General features: G+C 57.6%; 18 protein-coding genes and 9 pseudogenes. 14 read left to right on the top strand and 13 right to left on the bottom strand.

What is annotated here, in order from left to right; all coding sequences use genetic code 11:
* Positions 1–144: 144 nt before the first annotated feature.
* Positions 145–1,495, top strand: a pseudogene (locus tag AVCG78_RS26150) (IS3 family transposase).
* On the opposite strand, the gene AVCG78_RS27425 reads toward AVCG78_RS26150, so the two are convergent.
* The 3 genes and pseudogenes from AVCG78_RS27425 to traA form a co-directional block, all read right to left on the bottom strand.
* The gene (locus AVCG78_RS27425; RefSeq protein ID WP_409065509.1) at positions 1,492–1,623 is read right to left on the bottom strand and encodes a hypothetical protein; all 132 of its coding nucleotides are present in this window, start codon (positions 1,621–1,623) and stop codon (positions 1,492–1,494) included. The pseudogene AVCG78_RS26150 and the gene AVCG78_RS27425 sit on opposite strands and share 4 nt — an antisense overlap.
* 39 nt (positions 1,624–1,662) lie before the next feature.
* On the bottom strand, positions 1,663–1,914 hold the full coding sequence (locus tag AVCG78_RS27420) for a S24/S26 family peptidase (protein WP_080517077.1): 252 nt from the start codon (positions 1,912–1,914) through the stop codon (positions 1,663–1,665).
* Between the two features lie 44 nt (positions 1,915–1,958).
* Positions 1,959–5,252, bottom strand: a pseudogene (gene traA, locus AVCG78_RS26140) (Ti-type conjugative transfer relaxase TraA).
* A 255-nt stretch (positions 5,253–5,507) separates the two neighbouring features.
* Here traA and traC point away from each other — a divergent pair.
* The 4 genes from traC to AVCG78_RS27415 all read left to right on the top strand — a co-directional run bounded on the left by traC (position 5,508) and on the right by AVCG78_RS27415 (position 7,261).
* Positions 5,508–5,804, top strand: coding sequence for a conjugal transfer protein TraC (gene traC, locus AVCG78_RS26135; protein WP_012648938.1), 297 nt, complete (start codon positions 5,508–5,510; stop codon positions 5,802–5,804).
* Positions 5,805–5,808: 4 nt separating this feature from the next.
* Positions 5,809–6,024 (top strand): type IV conjugative transfer system coupling protein TraD, encoded by a 216-nt coding sequence (gene traD, locus AVCG78_RS26130; RefSeq protein ID WP_012648937.1) that lies wholly within the window; start codon positions 5,809–5,811, stop codon positions 6,022–6,024.
* Positions 6,011–6,559 (top strand): hypothetical protein, encoded by a 549-nt coding sequence (locus AVCG78_RS26125; RefSeq protein ID WP_012648936.1) that lies wholly within the window; start codon positions 6,011–6,013, stop codon positions 6,557–6,559. The genes traD and AVCG78_RS26125 overlap by 14 nt, the downstream gene beginning before the upstream one ends.
* 81 nt (positions 6,560–6,640) lie before the next feature.
* The gene (locus AVCG78_RS27415; RefSeq protein ID WP_041699461.1) at positions 6,641–7,261 is read left to right on the top strand and encodes a BA14K family protein; all 621 of its coding nucleotides are present in this window, start codon (positions 6,641–6,643) and stop codon (positions 7,259–7,261) included.
* Positions 7,262–7,344: 83 nt separating this feature from the next.
* On the opposite strand, the gene AVCG78_RS26120 is transcribed toward AVCG78_RS27415, so the two are convergent.
* Positions 7,345–8,061, bottom strand: a complete 717-nt coding sequence (locus tag AVCG78_RS26120; protein ID WP_012648935.1) for an IS6 family transposase — start codon at positions 8,059–8,061, stop codon at positions 7,345–7,347.
* Positions 8,062–8,068: 7 nt separating this feature from the next.
* On the opposite strand from AVCG78_RS26120, the pseudogene AVCG78_RS26115 reads away from it, so the two are divergent.
* Positions 8,069–8,416, top strand: a pseudogene (locus AVCG78_RS26115) (helix-turn-helix domain-containing protein); the annotation flags it as partial.
* Positions 8,417–9,180: 764 nt separating this feature from the next.
* Complete coding sequence (locus AVCG78_RS26110) at positions 9,181–9,366, top strand: hypothetical protein (protein ID WP_174089769.1); 186 nt, start codon at positions 9,181–9,183, stop codon at positions 9,364–9,366.
* Here AVCG78_RS26110 and AVCG78_RS26105 read toward each other — a convergent pair.
* Positions 9,274–9,974, bottom strand: a pseudogene (locus AVCG78_RS26105) (IS6 family transposase). The gene AVCG78_RS26110 and the pseudogene AVCG78_RS26105 overlap by 93 nt on opposite strands.
* Positions 9,975–10,039: 65 nt before the next feature.
* On the opposite strand from AVCG78_RS26105, the pseudogene AVCG78_RS26100 reads away from it, so the two are divergent.
* A pseudogene (locus AVCG78_RS26100) lies at positions 10,040–10,678 on the top strand (Tn3 family transposase); the annotation flags it as partial.
* 17 nt (positions 10,679–10,695) lie between these two features.
* Positions 10,696–11,162 (top strand): annotated as a pseudogene (locus tag AVCG78_RS26095) (DUF1612 domain-containing protein); the annotation flags it as partial.
* Between the two features lie 101 nt (positions 11,163–11,263).
* Here AVCG78_RS26095 and AVCG78_RS26090 read toward each other — a convergent pair.
* Positions 11,264–12,064 (bottom strand): SbcC/MukB-like Walker B domain-containing protein, encoded by an 801-nt coding sequence (locus AVCG78_RS26090; protein ID WP_234902125.1) that lies wholly within the window; start codon positions 12,062–12,064, stop codon positions 11,264–11,266.
* Between the two features lie 105 nt (positions 12,065–12,169).
* Here AVCG78_RS26090 and AVCG78_RS26085 point away from each other — a divergent pair.
* Positions 12,170–12,892, top strand: a pseudogene (locus AVCG78_RS26085) (IS6 family transposase).
* Between the two features lie 63 nt (positions 12,893–12,955).
* On the opposite strand, the gene AVCG78_RS26080 reads toward AVCG78_RS26085, so the two are convergent.
* A complete protein-coding gene (locus tag AVCG78_RS26080) occupies positions 12,956–13,276 on the bottom strand; it encodes an ArsR/SmtB family transcription factor (RefSeq protein WP_012648931.1) in 321 nt (106 codons plus the stop codon).
* A gap of 756 nt (positions 13,277–14,032) precedes the next feature.
* Between AVCG78_RS26080 and AVCG78_RS26075 the strand changes: the two genes are divergently transcribed.
* Complete coding sequence (locus AVCG78_RS26075; RefSeq protein WP_012648930.1) at positions 14,033–14,311, top strand: HU family DNA-binding protein; 279 nt, start codon at positions 14,033–14,035, stop codon at positions 14,309–14,311.
* A 353-nt stretch (positions 14,312–14,664) separates the two neighbouring features.
* Here AVCG78_RS26075 and AVCG78_RS26070 read toward each other — a convergent pair whose 3' ends face one another.
* Positions 14,665–16,449 (bottom strand): methyl-accepting chemotaxis protein, encoded by a 1,785-nt coding sequence (locus AVCG78_RS26070; RefSeq protein ID WP_012648929.1) that lies wholly within the window; start codon positions 16,447–16,449, stop codon positions 14,665–14,667.
* Between the two features lie 196 nt (positions 16,450–16,645).
* Complete coding sequence (locus tag AVCG78_RS26065) at positions 16,646–17,362, bottom strand: IS6 family transposase (RefSeq protein ID WP_087730843.1); 717 nt, start codon at positions 17,360–17,362, stop codon at positions 16,646–16,648.
* Between the two features lie 50 nt (positions 17,363–17,412).
* Here AVCG78_RS26065 and AVCG78_RS26060 point away from each other — a divergent pair.
* Positions 17,413–18,246 (top strand): annotated as a pseudogene (locus tag AVCG78_RS26060) (recombinase family protein); the annotation flags it as partial.
* Between the two features lie 27 nt (positions 18,247–18,273).
* On the opposite strand, the pseudogene AVCG78_RS26055 reads toward AVCG78_RS26060, so the two are convergent.
* From AVCG78_RS26055 to AVCG78_RS26045, 3 genes and pseudogenes are all read right to left on the bottom strand, one after another.
* Positions 18,274–18,507 (bottom strand): annotated as a pseudogene (locus AVCG78_RS26055) (IS66 family transposase); the annotation flags it as partial.
* 222 nt (positions 18,508–18,729) lie between these two features.
* Positions 18,730–20,391: an alpha-amylase family protein gene (locus AVCG78_RS26050; protein WP_012648927.1), complete on the bottom strand. Its 1,662-nt coding sequence runs from the start codon at positions 20,389–20,391 to the stop codon at positions 18,730–18,732.
* 59 nt (positions 20,392–20,450) lie between these two features.
* Positions 20,451–21,428, bottom strand: coding sequence for a TIGR03885 family FMN-dependent LLM class oxidoreductase (locus AVCG78_RS26045; RefSeq protein ID WP_012648926.1), 978 nt, complete (start codon positions 21,426–21,428; stop codon positions 20,451–20,453).
* A 294-nt stretch (positions 21,429–21,722) separates the two neighbouring features.
* Between AVCG78_RS26045 and AVCG78_RS26040 the strand changes: the two genes are divergently transcribed.
* Together AVCG78_RS26040 and ligD are read left to right on the top strand one after the other, a co-directional pair.
* Positions 21,723–22,786, top strand: a protein-coding gene (locus AVCG78_RS26040; protein ID WP_174083776.1) for an IS630 family transposase whose coding sequence is annotated in 2 segments (ribosomal slippage) — positions 21,723–22,214 and positions 22,217–22,786 — 1,062 coding nt in all. Because the reading frame shifts where the segments join, the coding sequence is not laid out codon by codon here.
* A gap of 342 nt (positions 22,787–23,128) precedes the next feature.
* The gene (ligD, locus tag AVCG78_RS26035; RefSeq protein WP_012648924.1) at positions 23,129–25,810 is read left to right on the top strand and encodes a DNA ligase D; all 2,682 of its coding nucleotides are present in this window, start codon (positions 23,129–23,131) and stop codon (positions 25,808–25,810) included.
* A 63-nt stretch (positions 25,811–25,873) separates the two neighbouring features.
* Here the strand turns inward: ligD and ku are convergent, their stop codons facing one another.
* Positions 25,874–26,695, bottom strand: a complete 822-nt coding sequence (gene ku, locus AVCG78_RS26030) for a non-homologous end joining protein Ku (RefSeq protein WP_012648923.1) — start codon at positions 26,693–26,695, stop codon at positions 25,874–25,876.
* Between the last annotated feature and the right edge of the window lies 1 nt (position 26,696).

The raw sequence follows: 26,696 nt of genomic DNA, 5'->3' as shown, positions 1-26,696 counted from the left end.
GTACGATAGAGCAGTGGGCATGAACATTTCTTCGTCTACCTTCGCCTCCTATCGTTGTCCGACATCAGCGCCCATGAGACAGAACTGGCTTAATTGAGAAGAGAGGATTTTCGGCTCATCGTAGCTCATTCAAAGGAAGCGAAGATGAGACAAAAATCCGGGCCGCAGACATCGACGACCGAGAAGACGATCAAGGACATCCGCCGCGCCACGCGCAAGCACCATTCGTCGGAAGAGAAAATTCGCATCGTGCTGGAAGGCCTTCGTGGCGAGGACAGCATTGCCGCAATCTGCCGACGTGAAGGGATTGCCGAGAGCCTGTATTATAGCTGGTCCAAGGAATTCCTCGAAGCTGGCAAGAAGCGGCTTGCGGGCGACACCGCCCGTTCGGCAACCACTGACGAGGTGAAAGCACTGCGCCGTGAAAGCCGCGACCTGAAGGAGGCTCTGGCCGACCTCACCCTGGAAAACCGCCTGCTTAAAAAAAGCATGATCGGGGATGGGGACGGCGACGAATGAGATATCCCGCCACCGAGAAGCTTGAGATTATCCGGCTCGTGGAAGAATCCCACCTGCCTGCCAAGCAGACCCTCGACAAGCTCGGCATTCCTCGGCCGACCTTCTACCGCTGGTATGATCGTTTCCTGACCTACGGCGTCGAGGGGCTGGAAGACCGGACATCCGCCCCGTCACGGGTATGGAACCGTCTTCCCGACGATGTCAGGGACCGTATCATCGAAATGGCGCTGGATCATGCCGAGTTGTCGCCGCGCGAACTGGCCGTGAAGTTCACCGACACGGAAAGCTATTTCGTATCAGAGGCTTCGGTCTACCGCCTGCTCAAGGCCCACGATCTGATAACGTCGCCCACCTATATCGTCATCAAGGCCAACGACGAGTTCAAGGACAAGACCACGCGCCCGAACGAGATGTGGCAAACTGACTTCACCTATCTGAAGGTCATGGTTGGGGATGGTTCTACCTGTCGACCATCCTCGACGACTTCTCGCGCTACATCATCGCCTGGAAGCTGTGCACCAGCATGAAAGTCGAGGATGTTACCGACACGCTCGACTTGGCGCTTGCGGCATCAGGATGCGACAAGGTCAAGGTCGAACACCGGCCGCGCCTGCTGTCCGACAACGGCCCGTGTTACGTTGCTTCCGATCTCGGTGAATGGCTGGAGAAATACAAGATCGGGCAGGTCCACGGCGCTCCCGGCCATCCGCAAACGCAGGGCAAGATCGAACGCTGGCACCAGACGCTGAAGAACCGCATCCTGCTCGAAAACTACTTCTTCCAGGAGGACCTCGAAGCTCAGGTCGCGGCTTTTGTCGAGCACTAGAACCATCGGCGCTATCACGAAAGCCTCGACAATCTTACCCCAGCCGACGTCTACTCCGGGCGCGGCCAGACCATACTGCTCGAACGCGAAAAGATCAAAAGAGACACCATCAGACAACGCCGCTTGAACCACCAAAAGAAAGCAGCTTAAATCAACGCGCAAACCGAGCCGGAAACTCCATTCTTCCAAAGCCGAGGAAGTCTCAAATCATTCGACGACGGACAGTTACGGATCAGCGTCAGGGCATCATCCGGTGTCGCAGGCTTCGGTGCTAGAATGACTCGGCCCGCAGAGCGAACCGTATTAAAGAGTGGATCCTAGGACCCTGCCCGTTTGATGAACTGCTCGACGATTGCGGGTTTCAGAGCAGGATCGGCACACAGTCCACGTCGGAGATAGCCGCGCTGCCATGCCTCCTCGAACTGCGGCTTGGACGGAGGGCAGATGAACACGAGATCACCGACGATGGGCTCTCTCCCAAAAGGCTTGATGCGCCAGATACCAAGGGGCTCGCTCGGCGTCATGTTCAGCCTGATGCGGCCAAACCCGATCCCTGCAAGAGCGGCCATGACGCTCGCGCTCGCAGTGATGAACGCAATCACCCAGCGCCGTTTCACTGCTTCATCACCGGCGACTGGCGCTGCGTCAGCCGCAGGTTTTCAGCTTGTTTCAGCGTCTGGCTCGTGCGCTCGTGGGCGGCGAGCTGCTGGGACGTGCGCATGACCGGCCAGGCTTGCTTCAGCTGCTCCTTCTGTTCGGGCTTCATCCCCTCGGCAAGCTTTTCGTACAGCTTTCCGGACGGCTCGCGCGCCACGTTGCTCACCAGGGTCCGCTCGCCGAAGCGTTCGGTAACAGCCTGGCTGAACCCGTCGATTTCGAGCTTGGTCTCGCGATTGCTGAGCGCATATGCCATGGCCGCTGGCAGATCGTTGCGGTCGATCGCGTCGCGCACGCGCTCAAGCGTGCGGCCGGCGAGAGCGCCGGGATGTCGATCGAGACGCGCTGGCGCAGGGCTTGTTCTTCAGTCGCAACGCGTTGCGTCGCGGTCTCGCGCATCCGCAGATATTGCGCGAGATCGCGTTTCAGGGCGGGAACATTGACCTCTGCGACGCGGCGCGCCTCGCGCTCGGCCTTGCCAGCGAGGATTCCGGTCTTGCCCTTCAGCGGGCCGATCGATGCGGGGTCTGTCTCAAGCTTTTGAAGGACCTGTCCGGCCATCTCCCTGTCGGCCAGGACCATATCGAAGTTCATGGCCCGGAATGCGGTTTCGGGATCGGCGAAGACATAACGGAAGCGCGCCGACACCTCCTCCCATTGCTGCTTCAGGGCGGGATCTGTGCCGAGCCTGTCACCGACCGTATCCGCAACAGAACCGGAGAATATCTTGATGCCTGCGACCATGGGTGCGGCCTCCTTCTTCGTTTGAGTGGTTGGGGATTGGGTGAAGCCAAGGCGCGCGGCAAAGGCAGCAAGGCGCTGGCTGAGATCGACAAGTTTGGCCTTCTGGCGCAGCGTCCAGTCGAGCCGATCGCGTACCATCGTGCGTGCGACCTGGACGACGTAGAGGCCACGAGCCTCGGCGAAGCGCAGCGCGTCGCGATAGAACTGCCCACGCACGTAATCGAGCGTCGTCTCCTTGGCGTTCTTTCGGGAAAGAACCTTGGCCAGGCCGCCGTTGAAGGAGAAGGATCTGGTCCCGTAATAGAGCTGCAGATCCTCGCGATGGCGGGTCATCGCCACATAGGTTAGATGCCGATCAAGGGACAGGGAAGCGAGCACCTTGACCCTATCGACCGTGGCACCCTGGGACTTGTGAATCGTCGTGGCGTAGCCGTGATCGAGATTGTTGTAGAACCGCTGTTCGACGATCACCTGCCGGTGCTGATCACCTTCTCCGATGATAGCAACGATCCTGTTCGGTGCGGCCTCAATGACCTGAGCGATCATGCCGTTCTTGACGCCGAGCGAGGTCTCATTCTTCAGGAAGACGATCTGGTCGCCCAAGTCGAACTGCCTGACACCGTCAGCCGTTTTGAAGACATGGCCCTCACCGACAAGTCCGCGTTCAACGAGTTTTTCGCGGGCCATAACGTTCAGCATGCGCACGTCGCGGCGCAGATGGGCGAGGATCAATGTCGTCTTCGTCTGATCGTAATCACGGTTCCAGTCGGCGATCAGGCGCTCAACCGCTTCCGCCTTCAGACGTTCGCCAACAATTCTCGCATTGGCATTGTAGAGCGCCAACGCCTTCTCGACATTGCCGCGCGCCAGATCGAGCGATGCCTTGCGCATCCAGTCCTCGCGCTGGCGATAGATTGTCTCGAGTTCAGCGTAACCTATCCGATCGACAATGGCGCGGAAGGCAGCCCCCGCCTCGATCGGCTGAAGCTACTCGGGATCGCCGACCAGCACGATTTTCGCCCCTGCCCTCACAACGACATCGACAAAGCCCGCCATCTGTTTGGAGGCGACCATGCCGGCCTCGTCCATGACGAAGATGGTCCTGTCATCGAGCATGTCGCGGCCACGGCCCCAGCGCAATTCCCAGGACGCCAACGTCCGGCTTTGAATGCCGGCTTCCTTCTCCAAGCCTTCGGCCGCTTTGCCCGCAAGCGCGCCGCCGACAACGCGATAGCCGGCGAGCTCCCAAGCCTCTCGCGCCGCCTTCATCATCGTGGTCTTGCCAGCACCAGCGCGTCCGACGACGGCAGCGATCCGGGCGGGGTCAGCGATCCGTTCGATTGCCATCCTTTGCTCTTCCGAAAGCCGCTGATGACGTCGGAACGTCGCATCCAGCATTGCTTCCGATACCGCATGCCGTTCACGGCTCGACAGCCAGATCGCTTGGCGCGACATCGTTGCTTCCAGCCGGATCATCGCCCGTGTTGTGTAGCGGGCCGGCATCTTGTCGCCGGTGGTGAAATCGATCGTATCGCGCTGCAAGCGCAGAATATCCCGGCTCTGGATGATGCGCGCCATCAAATGCTGAAACGTGCCGGGATCGTCGATATAGCGATGCAGCACCTTGGCGATATCCCGCTCATCGAAAACGCTTTTCACCCGGGTGATCAGGTCGAGGACGATCTCCGGGCGTCGCAGAATTCGACGGGTGTTCTCGCTTCGACGCTGCGCATTCAGCAATCCGCTCGAGCCCCGGACGCACGCCTTGGCTTTCGGCCTTGCGCTCGATCGCTTTTGCGCCAACGCCGAGATGGATGGTCGGCTCCAGGTCTATGCCCTGCTTCTCGTAGGAGCGGCCATCGACACGAAGATCGAGACCACTGAGCGCCAAGTGATGGTTCTGGCGTTCGAACCAGCCATCGCGCAAGACATTGAAGTCGTCGGTGGAACCGGCCCAGAGTTCGTAAAGGATCTTGCCGGACTTGGTGCGGACCGGCTGGCCATCCTCACCAATGACCGCGACCTTCTTTGCCCCAAAGCCATCTTCGGTGAGCGGGCGCAATGTGGTCATCAGATGGATGTGAGGATTGCCGGGATTGTCGTGGTAGACCCAATCGGCGAGCATTGCCTTGGCAAGGATGTGCTTTTCCACGAAGTCGCGTACCAGTGCGATGCTTTGGTCAGTCGTCAGCTCCAGCGGAAGTGCGATGGTCAGGTCGCGGGCAAGCTGCGCATCGGAGCGCTTCTCGAAGGCCTCGACCTTGTTCCAGAAGGCCTCGACCGCTCCCGATACAGAGCGATCGGTGATAAGGGAGCGGACCCATTTCGGGGCATCCGCGGGTAGAACGAACTCCTCATGCACGAGGCCTTGCTTGCGGGTATAATCAATGGTTCGGGCCTCGCGCTCATATTCCATTTTCGCGCAATGCCGGTAGGCCGCAGACAACACAGCACTGCGGCCGTCGCCACGGCTGACGATACTGGCTGAGAAATGGGCGATGGCCACGGCGTAAAACACTCCCGGTTCGAATCTCGTTCGTCGGGGGCGACAACCCCACGACGGCCCCGCCAGGGCCGCCAGCAACTCGTCGGCCAGCGACGTATAATTGCGCCCTTGGAACCGCTCCTTCGGAACGGCGGGATCATCCTCCAAAGTGTCGGCTTTGCCGACGTGCAGATCTGCACATTCCTTCGGACGTGCTTTTGGGGAAATCTTGCAGCGAGATAAACGCCGCAGGATTTCCAGGGAGATGCGACCGGAATGAAGAAACCATCGTTGAAGATCAGGGAAGAAATCGCCAGATTGCAGGATCAGCTGAGACAAGCCGAAACACGCGAGGCGGAGCGCGTCGGCAGGATCGCGCTGAAGGCCGGCCTCGGTGAGATCGAGATCGAGGAAACCGAGCTACAGGCTGCGTTCGAAGAGATCACCGGGCGGTTTCGCGGAGGCAAGGCGGCTTCGACTGGGAAGAGAAATGCTGGTGACGGCAGGACAGCAGGTGAGACGGTCACGACGATCGAGACTGGCGCTGCTGCGAGCAGCGGTCGTGAGGCTTGAACGGATGGCCCGCACGATCACGAATGACGCGCGAAAGAAAGACACGCGCGAGAAAATCGAACTCGGTGGCCTGATCGTCAAGGCAGGACTGCGCTACGAGAAGCGGGCTCTTCTGCTTGGCCTGTTGATCGATGCCGGTCGCCGCCTTAAGGGCAACGATGGGGAGCAATCGCGCCTCACGGCGATAGGCGCGGAGGCATTCGCTCATGACGGCGAGTAAAGTGTTCCTCGCCGTCATCCCGGCCGCGATGATGATCGTCGTCTTGGTGTTCATGGCGGGGATCGAACACTGGCTGGCCGCTCTCAGTAAGACCGGGCAGGCAAAGCTGATGCTCGGGCGGATCGGCCTCGCGCTGCCCTATGCGACCGCGGCTGCGATCGGCACGCTTTTCCTGTTCGCGTCGAATGGCGCAGCGGGCGTCAAAGCGGCAGGATGGGGTGTTGTCAGCGGAAGTGGAGTGGTAGTCGCGATCGCGGTGCTGCGTGAAGGGGTTCGCCTTTCCGGGATAACCGGTGAAGTGCCAGCAGGACAGTCCGTGTTTGGATATGCGGACCCCGCAACGATGCTTGGCGCATCGACAACGTTCCTCGCCGGCGTCTTCGCACTGCGCGTGGCGACGAAGTCTGTGGTCTGGGACCCTAACTTCGAATGTTCGAAGGCCTCAAGTGCGTTCGTGATGGCTCGCAAGAGAACGGTGGGCGTGGCGGGAAACACGACGGCAAGTCGCACTTCATCCTTGAACCCACCACGGTAACCATGGCTATTGCATAATTCGTCCGCTTGGAACTCTTATGCTTGTCGCGCATTTGTGCACTGCAACCGCGGAGCCTTTGTGATGAAGTCGATACTCTCAAGCCTAGTTTTGTCCGCCTGCTGCGTGCCTCTTGTCATGGGAGCGGCTCAGGTGGCCGCGGCGTTCAATGCTACCGCCGCCAGTCATAAGTTTGCGAACCTCAATGCCCCGCTTTGGTCGAATACGCCTATACAGATAGACCGTACCAATCAGCCTTATGAGCGGCTGCCTGCGATCTTGGCCGCGTCGACTCAAACGATAGGGGCTTCTCAGAGCAAAACGGACCAAGTTGCCGAGGCACGGCCATCAACGACGCCGGATGACCGGCAGACCGCAATGGCTGCCATAGAGCATGCACGCGTTGCCCGGTGCCAGAATCGTTACACCTCCTATCGTGCTGAAGACGACACCTATCAGCCGTTCGGTGGCGGGCCGCGGCACGCCTGCGAGGCTCCTCAGTCGTTGACCGGGGGAGCGCTCGCTGAGACGTCCCGCCCGCAAGTGACGAATGATCTGGGCGAGGCACATGTTCGTTGGTGCTCCGACCACTTCAGCTCTTACCAGGCTGCCGACAATTCCTACAGGGCCTTTAGCGGCGCTCGGCGGCAGTGCGCATCGCCGTTCGCTGGAACGCGCTCGAACAGTCTTCACGCGTCTATGTAAGGCCGCCTGGGAACAACTTCAGTGTTTCAGGGGCAATGTAAACTTAGCGCTTCGCAGTCATGATTTGGGGTTGAGGTTTTGGTTTAGGCGGCTTGAATGCCAGCGATTTGGTACCATGTTTGCATGGCTGTTTCTCGCAATTCGCGATGATGGGTGGATGGAATGTCGTGGCGGGGAACGTGAAAGAGGTTGGCAATCGGATCGTGGATGGAAACGAACCGTTGAAGGTGCCTCGCTGACTTGAAGCGCCTCATAATCCTTTCACGCCGTCGGACAGGCTGATGAGAATTCTCGGCCCGATTGTTCAGGCCCTTGTGCGAGCGATGTTCGATACCGGGCATGATATCACGCTTCGCCGCACCGTAGGATCGAAGCTTGTCGGTGATTATCACACGCGGCGCACGGCATTGCCCTTTCAGAAGCTTTCGCATCAAACGCTTTGCCGCCTTGGCATCGCGGCGGCTTTGCACCAGCACGTCGAGAACAAAACCGTCCTGATCGACGGCGCGCCAGAGCCAATGTTTCTTGCCGGCGATCGTGATGACAACCTCGTCGAAGTGCCATTTGTCACCGAGCCTGCCGGCTGAGCGCCTCCGAATGTCATTGGCGAAATGCCGGCCGAACTTCTCCGCCCAGAGCCTCACGGTTTGGTGAGAGACGATGAGGCCACGGGCAGCCAGCATATCCTCGACCATCCGCAGGCTCAGCGGAAACCGGAAATAGAGCCAAACGGCATGGGCAATCACCTCGGCTGGAAATCGATGGCGACGATAAAGAGGATCACGGGCAAATCTGGTCATGCCGTAAAAGCACATCTGGCGGGCCGAGATCATCCTGCTGAGTGGAGATGGCGTCGGAACTGTCGAGATCATGCGCCAGACCGGAAAATCGAAGAACTGCGTGTGGCGCTGGCAGGAGCGCTTCGCCACAGAAGGCGCCGAGCGTGTGGTGGCGCTGACGCTTGCCGATCCGCCGGGCGAGACGACGCACTGGACGGCCGACATGATGGCGAAGGCCGCTGGCATCAGCGCCAGCGCAGTCGGGCGCATCTGGAAAGCGCATGGCCTGGCACCTCACCGGTGGCGGCAGTTCAAATTGTCCAACGACCCGAAATTCATCGACAAGCTGCGAGACGTCGTCGGTCTCTATGTCAACTTACTGGCTGGATTGCGGCGCGGCGAAATAGACTTTCTGATCAGTGCGTTACGCAATCCCCAGCCCGTCGAAGACGTGGAACAGCGCCAGCTATTTACCGGCACACTGGTGTTGCTTGCAGGAAGGACCATCCGCTATCGCGGCAGCATCAAATTAGCCTCGAGGAACTCGCATCTTCCCTGGGTCGTGGCTCAAGCGGCACGCCCATTCGCAATCATTTTGACGCCCTGTTCGCCCGTCTCGGACTCATGCCCGAAAAGCATCGGTCGAATCCGAGTCGGTCATCCTCGTGCGCGAATTGCTGAACCGGACGGAGCATCTCGGCTGTATTTCGATGCTGCAAGCGGACGCCGAGATGGCAAGGGTGGTAGCCTTCCATCATCTTCGCGTCAGGACTTTCCTCGGGTGCGGCGCGATCCGGTTCTTCCAAAGGATAGGGAACTTATTGCTATGTCCAGCGTTAATTAATCACATTAATCTGCTCCGGAGGTTCTATGAGCAAGCCAAAGTTATGGATAACGGTCGCGGCGATTGCTGCGGTAGTCGCTACGTCGCCAGCTTTCGCCGACACGGTTATTATTACCCATGACAAGCCGGCAGAAAAAAAAGATCCACCGCCACCGCCACCGCCGGAATGCGGCATACCGCCGGCGCCACCTTGCCCGCCTACACCGCCGCCGCCGCCGCCGAAGAACTGACTGAAGGTGATCGAAGATAATTAAAAGTGCGGGCATCACTAGGCAGTGTGGACGGATTTGATCAAGATGAAGCCTGCGGCGATTGTGACGATGGAGGAAAAATTTTGGTGTTGTTACATTAACTTTGTCATGCCGGCAAAGCCTCTTGCACTGGAATTTTCAGGCGGTGCAAGCCGCGCTATTCCAGGCATCGAAGGCTTCGAGGCGATGGTAGCGAATTGTTTGTGCGGCTCGGCGGCAGGATGGAACTGAGAAGCAGTTGCGAGTAGCGGAGTGCATGGAAACGAACCGTTGCAATGCTCCCGGGGATCGGTGGCCCTGCATGGTTCGTTCCCGTTTTCGAAATGGCAGGTGGCTATTTTCGGCCCGATTGTTGAGGTCCTTGTGCGACCAATGGTCGACGCCGGGTGTGACGTCCGCCTTTGCTGCGCTGTAAGAGCGGAGCTTATCGGTGATGATCCGTTTGGGAACAAAGCCATAGCGCTTCATTAACGCCACGAGCAGGCGCTTGGCCGCTCTTTTGTCACGCCGCCTCTGCAAGATTTCTTCAAGAACAGTGCCATGCTGATCGACCGCACGCCAAAGCCAGAACGTCTCTCCGGCGCATTTCACAACGACTTCGTCCAGATGCCAAACATCGCCCGGCCGTGGCTGTCGTCGCCGCAAGTTGCGAGCGATCTGGGGTCCGAACTTGGCGATCCAACGCGAACCGTCTCATAAGAAACGTCGACACCACGCTCAAGAAACATTTCCTCAACTTCACGCAGGCTCAGATTGAACCGTAGATAAAGCCAAACTGCGTGAGCAACGATTTGTGGCGGAAAACGTTGACGTTTAAAACTGATAGCGGATGTTTGCATCGTCGAAATCTACGACCAACCCGAAACGTAGGCAATAGCGGGCCGGTTAATGTGACAACACCCAGCGCATTCCTGATCTCGACGGACGATGCCTCTATGGCTTCGGACCTGGCAAGCAATATGGAATTCTCCAAAATGTCATGGGCGATCGCATCGATGCCGACCTGATCCGAGCGCATTGGGACGATATTCTGCGCCTGATTACTTCGCTGCGCACGCGCACCGTCAGCGCCTCGCTCATGCTTAAAAGGCTGTCGGCGAAAACCAGCCAAAGCGGTTTCTCTCAGGCACTACGCCAGATGGGCCGGATCGAACGAACCCTATTCACCCTGGACTGGATCAATGACGAGGATCTGAGAAAGACGACAACGGCAGAGCTGAACAAAGGGGAAAGCCGCAACAGCCTCGTGCGTGCGGTCAATCTCCATCGCTTCGGTCGCTTCCGAGATCGCAGCCAGGAAAATCTTTCGATCCGGGCATCCGCTCTCAATCTGGTCGTCACAGCCATTATTCACTGGAACACAATCTATACCGGCCGTGTCATCGAGGCCTTGTATCGCGCCGGGCAGCATGTGCCCGATCATCTGCTGTCGAGCCTGTCACCGCTAACCTGGGAGCACGTAAATCTCACCGGTGATTACATATGGGAAGACAAGCCGGCGCTCGACGATTCGGGCTGCCAACCACTGCCGTTCTCGGTCTGATCCATCTACCGTATACCCGGCTCGATGAATGGCGTGGCGTGTTGCGCCAGACGGAGAACTTGCCGCCAGTGCTGCAGGCGATCATCGCCCTCGACGCCTGGAACGAGATTTTGGTCCTGCAACATGTCCCCTGGCTCGGCCGACTGCTTTGCGCCTCGATCTTACGGCAGGCCGGCATCGTGATCGAGAAACCCGGTTGCTTGCCATCACCCACGGCCTGATCGCAGCCGGCGAAATTGTTTTGAAAGAGCATGACCGGCTGACGCTGGCGAAGAAAATGATGGACCGAAAGCTGGACGGACGCCGGACGTCGTCAAAGCTGCCGGAGCTGGTCGAGCTGGTGATGGCAAAACCATTGGTGTCGGCCGGGATGGTGGCGAAGACACTGGACGTCACGCCGCAGGCGGCGCGGCGGATTGTTTTGGAACTGGGCTTGCGGGAGATGATCGGGAGGGGGAGGTTTCGGGCGTGGGGGATTTTATAAGCGAAATGGCTCGCAGTCCTATTGAGATTGAGCATCTACTTAATGCGAAATGTTTGCGTCAACGCGGAGGGCGGTCGGTCAAGCTTTAAGCCTGGTAGACTTCAATGGCGCTTTTCCCGCTTCCTTGTTTGTTCACGGCTATACGCGTGAGGATACGTTCCTTCATCGCCTCGACATGGCTGATGACACCGACCTGACGACCTTGTGACTGAAGGTTTTCCAGCGCATCTATCGCCAAAGTCCAGGCTGCCTGCATCGAGTGATCCAAACCCCTCGTCGATGAACAATGTCGATGCAAGGCCACCCTTGCCGCCCATTCGCGAGAGCGCGAGCGCAAGGGCGAGCGACACCAGAAAACGCTCGCCGCCCGAGAGACTGCGTGTCGCACAGGCTTCATCACCCATAACGCGATCTTCGACCTGTAGTGCGAGGTCAGCCGCGCGGCGCAAGCGGTAACGTGGATTAAGGTCTACTAGATGATGGTTGGCGTGATCAACCAACACGTCCAGCGTTATGGTATGCGCAACCCTGGCGAATTTGTCGCCGCTGCGAGAACCTGCCCCGTGGTCCACGGCTTCCCACACGTCCAGCTCTGATTGTGTCTGCTTGATTTCCTCTTCCAGCCCGGCAAGGGCGGCCCGCGCGGCAATATCGCGTTGGAGTTCGCTGTCGATTCCGCCGATGCGTTCGGCCCGCGTTCGTATGGCTGCTTCCAGTGCGGACAGTGCGCTTGTCAATGGCTCTGGCGGATCTTCCGGCAGGCCTGCCGCTTCCGCTTCGGCATGATCCTTGCGGCGCGAATCTAGCGCGGCGCGCGCTGAAATGACATCGTCGTCAAGCTTGCGAAGACGTTGACGCAGGGCGACAATCGTTGTCTCTTCGAGAGCAAATATTTGGTCCAAATCATCTTGGACCAAATCGGAAAGGACGAGTGCGTCCGCAAGCGTCGCTTCTGCAGTCTCAAGGGCACTGTAAAGTTAACCTGGCATCGATCAACATTTGGGATCTTGTGGCATGACAGATTTGCCCGTGATCCTCTTTATCGTCTCCATCGATTTACAGCCGAGGTGATTGCCCATGCCGTTTGGCTCTATTTCCGGTTTCCGCTGAGCCTGCGGATGGTCGAGGATATGCTGGCTGCCCGTGGCCTCATCGTCTCTCACCAAACCGTGAGGCTCTGGGCGGAGAAGTTCGGCCGGCATTTCGCCAATGACATTCGGAGGCGCTCAGCCGGCAGGCTCGGTGACAAATGGCACTTCGATGAGGTTGTCATCACGATCGCCGGCAAGAAACATTGGCTCTAGCGCGCCGTCGATCAGGACGGTTTTGTTCTCGACGTGCTGGTGCAAAGCCGCCGCGATGCCAAGGCGGCAAAGCGTTTGATGCGAAAGCTTCTGAAAGGGCAATGTCGTGCGCCGCGTGTGATAATCACCGACAAGCTTCGATCCTACGGTGCGGCGAAGCGTGATATCATGCCCGGTATCGAACATCGCTCGCACAAGGGCCTGAACAATCGGGCCGAGAATTCTCATCAGCCTGTCCGACGGCGTGAAAGGATTATGAGGCGCTTCAAGTCAGCGAGGCACCTTCAACGGTTCGTTTCCATCCACGATCCGATTGCCAACCTCTTTCACGTTCCCCGCCACGACATTCCATCCACCCATCATCGCGAATTGCGAGAAACAGCCATGCAAACATGGTACCAAATCGCTGGCATTCAAGCCGCCTAAACCAGAACCTCAACCCCAAATCATGACTGCGAAGCGCTAAGTTTACATTGCCGAGACGAGGTTTCAGGTATCGAAAAAAGTACGCTTAGTATAGAATTCTGAGAGTATTGCCAAAATCCGCAGAACCGCGCTGGACTTACAAATATAATAGACGGTATGTGCCTCCCGGCGGGTCGACACAAGACCAGCCTGTCGCAATTTGGCGAGATGCTGTGACAACGCCGATTGGCTCAAGCCAACAAGTTCACTGAGCGGGCCGACGGAAACCTCTCTTTCAGCCAGAATAATCAGAATGTTAATGCGGGCAGGGTTCGCCATCGCTTGCAGGAGCGCTGCGCTCGTTTCCACGAAGTCCGGCTGCTCTGCTAGGGAGATATTGTTCATCGTGTACCTCGTGGTGGCTTGGGTCCAGGCATATGCCAAAACCAGCAAGAAAGCGCCAAAATATTGACAAATCAGGACCTTGTTGTCAGTGCATACATTCTATCATGGATCGCTAATTCAGAAAGTTAAAATGTCCGCATGCATCATGGACGTGTCACAGCAGATTTGGCAGTGGTATCACTCGCGTTCAGGCTGGGTCGAAAGTACGTTCAGTGCTGACCTCAAATATTGGGCTGCAAGTTCATTGCCGCTTTCGTTAACAAGCGAAAGGACTGCACGGCAATATGCTTCCAAAGGGTTAAAGCCTACAGCAACGTGCGGCAGCGTGTCATCCATGACGGTACCAGAGACAATCGATGTGACGTTCTCTGTTGGAACTGTATCAGGTATGGCAATCGCTGCCGACCGTACTCTCATGTTCCGCTCAAGAGTGTCGTGAAAACTTCTTGCCCATTCCAGCACGATTTTTCGACTTCTTCCCCCAACATGTGCCCGACACCGAAGGGGTTGTGGATCACGCTGGAACGCCCTGCTACCACGGGGTGATTGACGGCCCTCGTTGTATTCGGCCGTACAGCGTCCTGGACCTGCCGCAGGTTGTCGATAAAAAGCGGTGCAATACCGCAAAAGTCCGCGAATCTAAATTTCCTGTGATTTTCGGACGATCTGCAGACGCGAGGTGCCTCACGCCCCTTTCCCCGCCGCATCTTCATTGTGATACTGGGAAGACACCGTACCCAAGGAAAATGTCTTTCCATGACCACCACAAACGAAATTGCTGACAAGATCGCATCCGAGCAGAGCCTAACAAGGGCGCAGGCCAAGACCATTGTCGAAAGCGTCTTTAAACATATCACTGATGCTGCTCTTGCCTGCGCGGAAACGTCGATTCCGTCGTTCGGCAAATTCAAAATCAAGGACACTCCGGAACGCCAAGGCCGCAATCCGGCCACGGGCGCAACGATCAAGATCGCCGCATCGAAGAAGCTGACCTTTACACCCGGCAAGGCCGTCAAGGATGCGCTGAACGCATGAGGCGAAAAGGCTGCCGGCGGCGGTACGATGTAAGCCTCCTAGAAAGGAGGCTCCGCGCTGACGTTGCGCCCTGCTCGGTCGTGATAACTGCAAGCTCGGCCAGCGCCAGACCGAGTTCAGCCCCGATTTGGGGGCGTTCGCACCTGGTTGCCGGTTCGCGTGCTTCCAGTCGCAGTTCCTCGATATGCTGTTCGATTGAAATCGTCATCTCTGTGAAACCGCGCCGAGGATGCCCCACTCTCGGTGCGATTTTGCAGACAAAGTCAGGCGCTTCCCATCTTTTCGAACGGGTCACCCTTCTGTGCTGTTTCACACCCTGTCGCATTGAAATAGAGAAATTTCTCCAGAACAACTCACGAGGCAAGCTTCACCTTAGAAGAGCCTTTCGTCTGTTGATGAGCACGCTCGGGTTGGTAAATCGTATTCTTACCATACCCCCTGCTTTCCGGACCAAGCTTTGCTGCCTCTGAACCCGGTTCGCGGATCCACTCGCGACGGTTGAGCTTGAAGCGTTTAACAAGCGCTTCAAGCCCCGCAGCGCCGGATGCCACAGCTTCGGCAATGGTGCCCATGCTGCTCACCATGCCAGCATTTTGTTGAGTCATCTGGTCAAGGGAGTTCACAGCTGAGTTGATCTCATTGAGACTGGTCGACTGCTCTGACGATGCCAACGCGATACCATCGATGTTTGCATCTATCGACTGCACATAGCCTTCGATGCTCTTAAGGGCATCGCCCGTTTCGCCTACCAGGCGCACACCGTCCTTCACCGCATTTGAAGAATTGCCGATAAGAACGGCGATTTCTTTGGCGGCTTTGGTTGACCGCTGAGCAAGCTCTCGTACCTCTTGTGCTACAACCGCAAAGCCCTTGCCGGCGTCACCAGCGCGCGCTGCTTCAACACCGGCGTTCAGGGCGAGAAGATTTGTTTGAAATGAGATCTGGTCGATCACGTCAATAATGTTTGTGATTTCCCTCGACGCAGCCTCGATTCGCCCCATCGCATTCACGGTAGAATTGACGATTTGAACCGATTTTGAGGCGGCGGACCGAGCGTCTCGAACCAGGTCTCTTGCCTCGGCTGTTCTCCCAACGGACTCACGAACAGTCACAGTAATTTCTTCCAGTGCAGCCGAGGTTTCTTCCAGTGCTGCTGCCTGCTGCTCCGAGCGTTGGGCAATGCCGTTTGCGCTCTCGCTCATGTCTCCACTTTTTGAAGAGAGCATGGTGGTCTGTGACAAAACCTCTTCCAGCGTCTCCTGGAATTTGGCGAGCGACTCGTTGAAGTCGTGGCGTAGATGTTCGAATTCTTCGACGAAGGGTTCGTCGATAGTAACACGTATATTGCAGTCTGAGAGGCGCTCGAGCCCCGATCCAATCTTTTGCAGCGCCAAGACGCGCCCGGATACATCGGTCGCAAATTTCACAACCTTGAAGACGTTGCCGTCCTCGTCCAAGATCGGGTTATAGGTTGCCTGTATATAGACTGGGCTACCATCTTTGCGGATGCGCTTGAACTCATCGCTATAGTATTCGCCTTTGGCAAGCCTCGTCCAGAATTCCGAATATTCGCGCGATGCCACGAAATCGGGTTCGCAGAATATTCCATGATGCTTGCCAACAATCTCCTCAAGCGTGTAACCGAGTGTCTCGAGGAAATTCTTATTGGCTGTCAGGATTTTTCCGTCGGGCATGAACTCGATAATCGCCTGGGCGCGCGAAAGCGCATCAAGCTTACCTTTACTCTCCAGGCTTTCGTGTTTTGAAGCGGTTATCTCAGTTGCAATTTTGACCACCTTGACCACCTTGCCACCGCGAATGACGGGGTTATAGGACGCCTCGATCCAGATTTCCTTTCCACCTTTGCCAATGCGCTTGTACTGACGCTGGTCGTACTCACCGTCAGCTAGTCGTTTCCAGAAGGCCTTGTATTCGGGCAACTGAGCCTCTTTTGGGTCAATGAACATGCGATGATTCTTGCCAACGATCTCTTCGCGGGTATAGCCGATAGCCTTGCAGAAATTCTCGTTGGCATCGAGGATCTTGCCATCCGGCGTAAAGGAAATGATCGCCTGAGAGCGATCGAATGCCTTCATGATATAAGCGAGATCGTTACCAAAAATCGATAGAAGTCGCATTCAATGCCTCATGAATGGCCGAATTAGTGATGCGCTTAAGTTAGCTATAGACACATTAACAACAGGTAATTTAATGCCCATTTTTTGCTGAATTGTATTTTGCCAAATTTATCTAAGGTTGCTGATGTGCTCTGGAGTACAAATGGCAATGTAAACTTAGCGCTTCGCAGTCATGATTTGGGGTTGAGGTTTTGGTTTAGGCGGCTTGAATGCCAGCGATTTGGTACCATGTTTGCATGGCTGTTTCTCGCAATTCGCGATGATGGGTGGATGGAATGTCGTGGCGGGGAACGTGAAAGAGGTTGGCAATCGGATCGTGGATGGAAACGAACCGTTGAAGGTGCCTCGCTGACTTGAAGCGCCTCATAATCCTTTCACGCCGTCGGACAGGCTGATGAGAATTCTCGGCCCGATTGTTCAGGCCCTTGTGCGAGCGATGTTCGATACCGGGCATGATATCACGCTTCGCCGCACCGTAGGATCGAAGCTTGTCGGTGATTATCACACGCGGCGCACGGCATTGCCCTTTCAGAAGCTTTCGCATCAAACGCTTTGCCGCCTTGGCATCGCGGCGGCTTTGCACCAGCACGTCGAGAACAAAACCGTCCTGATCGACGGCGCGCCAGAGCCAATGTTTCTTGCCGGCGATCGTGATGACAACCTCGTCGAAGTGCCATTTGTCACCGAGCCTGCCGGCAGATCGCTTGCGGATATCATTGGCAAAATGTCTACCGAACTTCTCCGCCCAGAGCCTCACGGTTTGGTGAGAGACGATGAGGCCACGGGCAGCCAGCATATCCTCGACCATCCGCAGGCTCAGCGGAAACCGGAAATAGAGCCAAACGGCATGGGCAATCACCTCGGCTGGAAATCGATGGCGACGATAAAGAGGATCACGGGCAAATCTGGTCATGCCACAAGATCCCAAATGTTGATCGATGCCAGGTTAACTTTACAGTGCCACAGCGCCACATTCACGACCTAGAACTGCGGCAGGACCGCTACGAGGCAAGCCTTGCCGAGCGGCGTTATGCGGCATGCGATCCAGACAATCGCTTGATTGCTGCACAGCTAGAGAAGAATTGGGAAACGGCGCTCCGCCGCGTTCGTGATCTGGAAGTGCGCAAACCTGCAGATTGCCCCTCAACCATAGAAGTTGACCCAGGCAATTTCGTAAACCTCGCTGACAATCTGCAAGCGGCCTCGTCGACGCCCGATGTCACCATGCGCGTGCGCCAGCAACTGCTACGTACACTGATCGCCGACATTGTGGTCGATGTTGATGATGCGGTGCGCGACGTGGTGCTCACGATCCATTGGAAGGGCGGTCAGCACTCGGAGCTGAGAGTTCGCAAGCCTCAGAGCGGTGAACATGGGTGCGCCACAACGGAAGACGCCTTGGCGGTGATGCGGAGCATGGCTGGACGCTGGTCCGATGAACATATCGCCGCGTCGCTCAATCGAATGGGCATGCCGACCGGGCAAGGAAAAACCTGGACCGCGCACCGTGTCGCTTCGGTGAGGCGCGTACGCGCCATCCACGCATACAAATCAGCCGACAAAGACGGCGACTGGCTGACCATGACCGAGGCTGCGGCGGCTTTGGGCGTGACCAACCACCGGATACGACACTTGATCAAGAGGGTGTTGTCTGCCGAGCAGGTGGTTCCCGGCGCACCGTATCAAATCCGGGCCAGTGACCTCAATTCTGCGAACGTCCGAGCCGCGATAGTGCGAAAGGGTCGCCCGTGTCGCATTGCTGATGCGGAGACGATTCCAATGTTTACCGATACTTAGAGAAGGATTGCACAATGACTCAGGTCCGCCAAGGGGACTGATGGTCCGCTCGACGCTGTTGTCGATTTCGACCCGGCCATCGTCGATGTAGACGCTCAAGGCTGCCCATCGAGAGAGGGCATATCGCATTGCCTCGGCCAGCTTCTACTTCTGCGGCAACGTCGAAAGCGTAGCCTCAATCCAGCCCTTCAGGTCCGATAGAATGGGCTTGGCGTGATCCTTGCGCAGTTTGCGTCGCTCGTCGGCCGGCATGCCGCGGATGATGCAGGCGGCCTCGATGATCTGTTACCGTAGAGCTTCTTGTAGACCTGGTACACGGTCGCGGTGTGCCACCACTTGATATCGGGAACCGGATTGTCGGGAGCAACTACAGGCATTGCGGATCTCGCTGATTTGAGTCGGCTGGCGGAATGACGGACGGCAAGAGACGCCGCTTCGCCTATCGGGCAACGGGTGGAGCAAAGCCGAGGTTCCGGTGCGGGATCAGATGTCGCTTCTCTTGAGCAGGTAATCGAGCCCGCCGGCGCGGTACCAGCGATAACCGAATGGCTCGATCACCATGTTATGCCGGCCTTTCTCGTCCGCGCTGCTGTCGCTGCCGTCGGCGATGTCGATCAGGACGCGTCCACTCTCACCTACGCCGGGATCGAACGAGATATCGACTGGCTTGTCGTGGAGATTGTGGATGATGACGACGGCGTTGTGGCGCCAGTCGTAGCGCATCGCCAGGACACCGGTATCGCCGCAGTCCAGAACGCTGAAACTTCCCCATCCGATTTCAGGGGCTTCCTTTCGCATACGGATCATCCGCTCGGTCCAGTTCAGCATCGATTCCGCGTCCCGCCGCTGTGCCGCGACATTGACATGTTCGAACCCATAGGGACCTCCTTCGATGACGGGCAAGACGGGTTTTTCCGCCTTGGTGAAGCCGCCATGCGGCTCGGTCGACCATTGCATAGGCGTGCGGGCGCAGTTGCGCTCCTCCAATGCTAGGTCGTCTCCCATGCCGATCTCGTCACCATATCGCAGGACCGGGGTGCCCGGCAGCGAATACATCAGGCTATAAGCAAGCCTGAGACGCCTGGTATCGCCGCCCAGCATCGGCGCTAGGCGACGCCGTATCCCCCGATCATAGAGCTGCATGTCCTTGTCTGGACCGAAGGCGGAAAACACGGCTTGCCGCTGTTTTTCCGTCAGCCGGCCAAGATCGAGTTCGTCGTGGTTGCGCAGGAATATTCCCCATTGCCCCGTTTGCGGTCGCTCCCGGGTTTCGTTCATCGCCTTGTCAAGGGGCCGGGTATCGGCGCTAGCGAGCGCGTAGAACAGAGCCTGGTTGACGTGGAAATTGAACATCATCTGCATACGATCGCCGTCGTCGCCGAAATACTGCAGGTTCTCCTTGGGCACGACATTGGCCTCCGCAAGGATGATGCTGTCACCCTTGCGCCACTGCAGGAACTCGCGGAAACTGCGCAACAGATCGAACTGCGGCTTCGATTCCTTCACATCTGCACCCTTTTCGGCGATCACGAAGGGAACGGCGTCCATGCGAAAACCCGATACGCCGAGCTGTATCCAGAAACCCATGATCTTGAGGATTTCCGCCTGGACATGTGGATTGCTGGTGTTGAGATCCGGCTGGAATTTGAAGAAACGGTGAAAATAGTATTCGCCGGACTTTTCGTCCCGTGTCCATGTGGTCTTTTGTACACCAGGAAAGACCATGCCCTCGTCGGCATTTTCCGGCTTCTTCTCAGACCATACGTACCAGTCCCTGTATCGGGAATTCTTGTCGGCGCAGGCCTGTTTGAACCAGGGATGCTGATCGGACGTATGATTGACGACGAGGTCGATCAGCACCCGTATACCGCGTTGCTTTGCGCTATGGGTGAATTCGACGAAGTCGCCGAGGGTGCCGTATCTGGGATCGATGTTGTAATAGTCGGAGACATCGTAGCCATCATCGAGACCCGGAGAGGCCTGAAACGGCATCAGCCAGATGGCATTGACGCCCAGACCGGCCAGATAATCCAACCGCCGTTGCAGCCCCTGAAAATCGCCCACTCCATCGCCGTTGGCATCCATGAAGGTCTCGACGGACAGGCAGTAGACGACAGCGTTCTTGTACCAGAGGTCGTTGATCAAGCTGCTTTCCTTTCCGGTAATAAAGCCCAGGCGCTCAGCGCGACGATAATTCGTGCATGTCAGGTTTCGGATACGCGCAGTGCGGGGAGGACCTGACGTTTCATGAAATTGATAAAACCTATCTGGTCACGAGAGACGTTATGGATGAACATCTCCTCAAATCCGCAGTCTTTTGCCACGAAGATCAGCTCGAATAGCCTATCCGGACCCGTGACAAGCGGAATGACCTCATCGATGTCCTCGGGCTTGACGTGCCGCGTTGCCCTCTCGAAATCCTTGGGCATCGGAAGATCCGCCAAGGCAGCGGGCGGCAAAGTTGCGTTCCGCCATTCTTCAAAAGCTGCTGCTCTCGCCTGGGCCTCGGTTTGCGCCCAGGAAACTTGTACCTGCAATGCAAGCGGCTTGCCCTGCCCGCCACCATGGCGGTAAACGTCCCTCATCTCATCAAGCTTCTGCTTCGGTTTGTTGACCGTAACCAGTCCGTCGGACCATTCGCCCGCCCATTGTGCTGTCTCGTTGGACAATGCCGCGGCAAACAGGGCTGGTGGCGTAGCTGGCAGTGACCAGAGCCGCGCCTTGTCGACCGTAAACCAGCGATCATGCCGGTCCACCTCTTCGCCGCGCAGAAGGGCGCGGATAATCTCGGTGCCTGCGAGTAAGCGCGCATTGCGTTCTGCCTTTGCAGGCCATTTGCCGCCGACGACATGTTCGTTGAGAGCCTCCCCGCTCCCCATCGCGATCCAGCGCAATCGGCCGGGAAACATTTCGCTGATCGTTCCGACAAGATGTGCAAGGACCGTCGGGTGATAGCGCAAGCCGCCTGGGATCGCTAGACTGCCGAACGGGAGCGACGTTTTGGCCATGGCTGCACCAAGCCACGCCCAGTTGTTCCCGGAATTACCCTGACGGCTCAACCATGGGGCGATGTGATCAGAAGTCATGATGGCTTGAAAACCAGCATCCTGCGCAGCTTGCACATATGATAATAGATCGCTGGGCGCAAACTGCTCATGAGATGCATGGTATCCGATGATCATGCGCAGCTTCCTGTCATTCTCGCTCGACGTGGGTTTGGCCGATTCCATGGGGGTTACGAGCACCCGCGAGGCATCCACCAAAAACGAGAACGCGCTGCGTAGTTCGATGGTTCCCTGTCAACGGGGTGAGTGTGGCCTTGGGCCTGCTGAGCGAGATGTTTTTTTGCTGCCCAACCGCGATCCCACCGTGGGCCGCGGGCTTATACCAGCCTGCGTTGAGGCTGACTCAGGTTGTGGATTCCCAAAGCGATGAAAGTGTGAATCAATGGCGTCCTGCATCGAAAGGACGTGGCGATGGGACAAGCGATCGGCTTGCGGGAAGATTTTGACGGAGCGTCGCTCCGGCGACTGGCGCGATTATCAAAGAGCGCGCCGCAGGCCCGGCGACTGCTGGCCCTGGCGCAGATCTACGAGGGGAGCAGCAGGAGCGAGGCCGCAAGGATTGGCGGGGTGACCCTTCAGATCGTGCGGGACTGGGTGATCCGGTTCAATGCCCGTGGCCCCGACGGTCTTCTGGACGGCAAGGCGCCGGGCAAGCCGTCGATCCTCAACGATGCCCAGCGTCGTGCGCTGGTCGAGGCGGTCGAGCGCGGGCCGATCCCGGCGATCCATGGTGTCGTGCGTTGGCGGTTGATCGACCTTGTGTATTTGCTGCACGAGGAGTTCGCGGTGTCGCTCGACGAAACCACCGTGAGCCGCGAGTTGAAAAAGCTGGGCTATGTGAAGCTGACCGCGCGACCACGTCATCATGCGCAGAACGAGCTGGCCATGGAGACATTCAAAAAGGGGGCTTTGCTGCCGAAGTGGCAAAGGTCCGGACAAGCCTCCCGAAGGGCACGTCCATAGAAGTCTGGTTCCAAGACGAGGCCCGCGTCGGTCAGAAGAACACCATCACACGGCGCTGGGCCAGACGCGGAACACGACCCTCGGCGCCCAAGGACCAGCGCACGAAATCGGCCTACATCTTCGGAGCCATCTGCCCCGAACAGGGCAAGGGTGCCGGGCTGATCCTGCCCTTTTGCAACACAGAAACGATGTCGCTACATCTCGCTGAGATCGCGCTCGCCGTAGCGCCGGGCGCGCACGCCGTGGTGTTGATGGACCAGGCCGGATGGCACATGACCGACAAGCTCGAGGTCCCCGACAACATCAGCATCATCGCGCTACCCGCCAAGTGTCCCGAGCTGAACCCGGTCGAGAACGTTTGGCAATTCATGCGCGATAACTGGCTTTCCAATCGCGTTTTTACCTCCCACGACAATATTCTCGACCACTGCTGCGAGGCTTGGAACAAGCTGGTCGATCAGCCTTGGCGCATCATGACCATCGGCCGCCGAAAATGGGCTCGTCAGTTCTGATCAATGCAGGTTGGTATTAATCGGTAGTTACCCAATCGTGAGCCGAATAACCGTATCGTCTATCAACTCAGCGCGTTACTGCGCCTAACGACCTTGTATAGAGATAAGCGACTTGAAGAGATCAGAACCGTCGACATGTTATCTACTGACCTAAGAGAGCGGGCATCTCGGCAGCTTCGGAAGGCACCGGTAGAGTTGGGTGTAGCTTCCACATTCGTTGAATGACGCTAACAATTGGGATCTTGCTACCCCTTCCGATGAATGCACAGCTTTTGCTAGACGAGAGGTGGAACAAACGCCGCACGGACAACATTTGCATTGCAAATCAACCGTGAGACGCCGATGCCCGATAATCTCTCGAAATACCGCGAGAAACGCGACTTCAAGAAAACCGCCGAGCCCAGCGGTGAAGTCGGGGTGAAGTCATCGAACCGCCGTCGCTTCGTCATCCAGAAGCACGACGCTACACGGCTCCATTACGATCTTCGGATCGAGATGGATGGTGTTTTCAAATCCTGGGCGGTCACCAAAGGTCCATCACTCGATCCACATGACAAGAGATTGGCGGTCGAGGTCGAAGATCACCCGCTCGACTATGGCGACTTCGAAGGCACCATCCCCAAGGGTCAATACGGTGGCGGAACCGTCATGCTCTGGGACCGGGGATATTGGGAACCCGAGGGAAACAAAACGGCGGAACAAGCCCTGGCCAAGGGCGATTTCAAATTCACGCTCGAAGGCGAGCGCCTGCACGGTAGTTTTGTGCTCGTCCGGATGCGCGGACGCGAGGGCGAGAAGCGCACCAATTGGCTCCTGATTAAGCACCACGACGACCATGCGGTTGAGGAGAACGGCGCAGCCATCCTGGAGGAGAACGACACCTCCGTTGCGTCCGGTCGCACGATGGAGGCGATCGCGTCGGGAAAGGGCCGCAAGCCGAAACCTTTCATGACGCAGGGCTCCGTCGTCGAGGCTGATGCTGTCTGGGATAGCACCGAGGGCCTGGCCGCCGACGAGCGAAAGGCCGGAACGAAGACGAAGGCAAAGCCGACCAAGAAAGCCGCCGCTGCTGCAAAGCAGCCGAACACCGGTATGCCGGAATTCGTGCCACCGCAGCTTTGCGAAACGTTCTCCCGCCCGCCTTCTGCCGAGGGATGGATCCACGAAGTCAAGTTCGATGGCTACCGGATCCAGATGCGGGTGGTGGATGGCAATGTCACCCTGAAAACCCGCAAAGGCCTGGACTGGACTGCGAAATGGCCCGCTATCGCCAAGGCTGCCTCGTCACTTCCCGATTGTATTATCGACGGAGAGATCTGCGCTCTCGACAATCATGGTGCGCCGGACTTCGCCGCCCTTCAGGCAGCACTTTCGGAAGAAAAGACCGATGACCTCGTCTTCTTCGGTTTCGATCTGCTATTCGAAGGTGAGGAAGATCTCCGCGAAGCTCCGCTCACCGAGCGCAAAGAACGATTGTCGGCAATGCTGTCCGATGCGGGTGACGATCCGCGTCTGAGGTTCGTCGAGCATTTCGAGACAGGCGGAGACGCCGTGCTGAAGTCGGCGTGCCGACTTTCGCTGGAAGGCATCGTGTCGAAAAAGGGCGATGCACCATACCAATCCGGCCGGAGTGACACCTGGACGAAATCCAAGTGCCGGGCCGGGCACGAGGTGGTCATCGGAGCCTATGCCACGACCAACGGTGCCTTCCGATCGCTGCTGGTCGGTGTCTATCGGGGCGACCATTTCGTCTATGTCGGACGGGTGGGAACGGGCTATGGAGCGAAGGTCGTCGACCAGATCCTACCGAAGCTTCAAGCGTTGGAAGCGTCGAAATCGCCGTTCACCGGAATAGGCGCCCCAAAAAAAGCCGCCGAGATCGTATGGCTGAAGCCGGAACTGGTAGCCGAGATCGAATTCGCCGGCTGGACGGCTGATGGGCAAGTGCGCCAGGCTGCGTTCAAGGGGCTGCGAGAGGATAAGCCCGCAAAAGAAGTCGAGGCCGAGAAGCCGGCAGAACCTGCCGAAGTCGATACGCCCGACCCGGAAACTGCTCGCAAGCCGGCCCCGACGCCGACGACATCTTCCCGTCTTCGCAAGGGTGCAAAGGTCGACGTCATGGGCGTCCTGGTCTCCAGCCCGGACAAGGAGTTGTGGCCTGACGCACTTGATGGCGAACCCGTAACGAAAGTGGACCTCGCTCACTATTATGAGGCAGTCGGGCCTTGGCTCATCGATCATATCAAGGGCCGGCCGTGCTCAATCATTCGCACGCCTGACGGTATTGGCGGGGAGCAGTTCTTCCAAAGGCATGCGATGCAGGGGACATCAAACCTGATCGAACAGGTGAAAGTCTCAGGCGACAAGCAGCCGTACCTCCAGATCGGCCGCGTCGAGGGTTTGGCCGCGATCGCACAGATCGGCGGCGCCGAGCTACATCCGTGGAACTGCGAACCCTATCAGCCTGAAGTCCCCGGTCGTCTCGTCTTCGATCTGGACCCAGGCCCGGATGTCGACTTCGCGACAGTGGTAGAAGGTGCACGAGAAATCAGGGATCGGCTTGAAGAGCTGGGTCTGGTCAGCTTCTGCAAGACGACGGGCGGCAAAGGGCTCCATGTTGTAACGCCGCTCGCTGTTCCGAAGGGCAAGAAGCTGAGCTGGGACGAAGGCAAGGCTTTCGCGCACGACGTGTGTCTGCAGATGGCCCGCGACAATCCCGAGCTTTACCTGACCAAGATGTCCAAGGCGCAGCGTGAAGGCCGTATCTTCCTGGATTATCTGAGAAACGACCGCACCTCGACGGCGGTGGCTCCCCTGTCGCCCCGTGCCCGGCCGGGAGCAACCGTCTCGATGCCCTTGAACTGGGCTCAAGTAAAAAAAGGTCTCGATCCGAAGCGGTTCACAATTCGCACGGTGCCTGGACTTCTGAAGGATAATACGGCGTGGCAGGACTATTGCGATGGTCAAAGGCCGCTAGAGCAGGCGATCAAGCGCTTGGAGAAACTTATGAGGCGGGCTGCGTGACCATACATTGCCCGCTTCAAGAAGCCATTAGGTGGCGTCGCCGCCGCTCAAGATAGGCAGAGATCATCCGGCTTTGCGGGATTTGAGTTCTTTGGCAACCGACTTTTTCAAGGCATCCATGATGTTGACGACGTTGCTCTTTTCCTCGTCGTCGCCCTTTGTGGATTTCGAAGCCTTCGCTTTGCTCGGTTTCTTTGCCTTCTTCTTATCGGCGATGAGCTTCAGCAAGCTTTCTTGAATAGGATCGGACACCATCTCCGGTGACCAGTCCTGCATGCGCTTTTTGATAACTGCCTCGACGGCCGACACGCCCTTTGCATCCGACTTTTTCTCGATGCCGGTAAAATACTCGCTTTCCGGCCGGACTTCATCGCCAAAGCGTAGCGTCCAGACGACGATGCCTTCGCCGCGTGGTTCAAGCACAACCGCCCGCTCGCGGCGACCCAGGACAACGCGAGATACGCCGACGACGTCCTCGGCCTCCATGGCTTGTCGGATGACCGCAAAAGCCTCGTCGCCGATCTTGTCGTTAGCCGTAAGATAGAAGGGCGTTTCCAAGTAAACCCATTCGATGCTTCCGCGTGGGATGAATTTCTCGATATCGATCGTGCGGACCGTCTCCAGCTCGACGGACTCCAGGTCCTCGTCTGTCAGAAGTACGTAGTCGTTCTCGCCACGCTCGTAGCCCTTGGCCTCTTGCTCGTCCTTCACGGGTTTTCCGGTGACGCTGTCGACATAGTGCGAGACGACACGATTGCCTGTGTCCTTATTGAGCGTGTGGAAGCGAACCTTTTCCGATTCAGAGGTCGCCGGGGTCATGGCCACAGGGCAAGTGACGAGCGAAAGCTTGAGGTAACCTCTCCAATAGGGACGACGCGGTGCCATC

It is taken from the genome of Gillisella vitis (genome assembly GCF_021559775.1).
Lineage (GTDB): Bacteria > Pseudomonadota > Alphaproteobacteria > Rhizobiales > Rhizobiaceae > Allorhizobium > Allorhizobium ampelinum.
Note: the sequence above shows the minus strand (reverse complement) of the source record. Positions and strands in the feature narration are given on the sequence as shown.